1 protein-coding gene is annotated in these 1,267 nt (G+C 33.0%); it reads right to left on the reverse strand.

The window, feature by feature from the left end; genetic code table 11:
• Positions 1-16: 16 nt before the first annotated feature.
• Positions 17-1,267, reverse strand: a 1,251-nt coding sequence (locus X926_RS09205) for an MFS transporter (RefSeq protein ID WP_233186730.1), incomplete at its 5' end; no start/stop codon positions are given.

Here is a 1,267-nt window from a genome sequence, read left to right on the forward strand (position 1 = left end):
CCTCCTTATTACAAATTCATTCTTTTGGTTTTGCTATGTCTTTTAAAATAGAGGCTGATAAAAAGTACATTAAGAAAAATCCTCCTGCTGATAATATTAATGTCCAGTAAATAGGATAAAAATCATTCATAATTCCATATATCATCTGTCCAAGAGGAATAGAGATAGTAGCAAGAAGATTGACTATGGAGATAACCCTTCCTAAAAATTTAATTGAGACTAATGTTTTAAACATAACTGATGATGCGATATTCATAATTTCTATTATGGCAACAATTATACCGCTAGCTATGCATAAGATAATTATTGTTGAAAGTTGACCGAGAATTTGAAAGTAATTGAAAATGACAATGGTGGCTAAGACTGTAAAACCAATAGTAATTCCGAAGATTAAGGGAGGTAATAAATTAGCGGCGTCTTCTTTTTTTAGTAATTTCATGGCTATAAATGGAGCTATTAAAACCATCACCGATAAAATAGCCTCGTAACCACCAAATACTATATCAGAGACATTCAATTTATTTCTTAAAAAAAACACTAAGCTTATGTTGAAAGCGGAGGTGAGGAAAAAGTTTGTCAGTGGAGCGAGGATTACTAATTTTCTTAAGAATGGTTCTTTTTTTACAAGGTTAACCCCATCTAAAAAATCTTTCCAAATTGTATTTTTAACGTTTTCTTCACCATCTTTAATATCCTGAGTATGCATAAAAAGAAGAAGCACAGATCCGAGGAATGATATAACGCCTGCCATTATTAGTCCTACACCTACTCCAATGGTGGCATAGAACGTTGCTGCTAAAAGAGGACCAATAATCCCCACTATCCCTTCATCAATATCTGCAAAAGAGGTTGCCACACCTATTTCTTCTTTTTTTACTATAAGGGGTATTATTCCAACGGATGAGCTACTATAAAATGTTTCAAATGTTTCCAATAATATGACTAATACATAGATTATCCAAATAGTTAAAATAATTCCTGATTCATGAAGTATTCCAAATAAGGCTATTGTGACTCCTGAACAAAGCCCTAAAAAAAACATCCAGTTTCTTCTGTCGAAACGATCCCCAAAAACTCCTGCAATGGGGGAAAATAACAATCTTGGAAAGATAGTTATGGATAGCATAGTTGCAAAAAGAGTAGCAGAACCTGTTGTATCCAAAACGTACAATGAAAGCATAAATTGAACAATGTTGCTTGCTGCCATAGTAAAAGCACTGCTAAACCAATAGAGCATATAATTCCTGTTGTGAAATAATTCTTTCAA

Origin of the sequence: Petrotoga sp. HWHPT.55.6.3 (assembly GCF_002895495.1) — a bacterium.
Lineage (GTDB): Bacteria > Thermotogota > Thermotogae > Petrotogales > Petrotogaceae > Petrotoga > Petrotoga mobilis.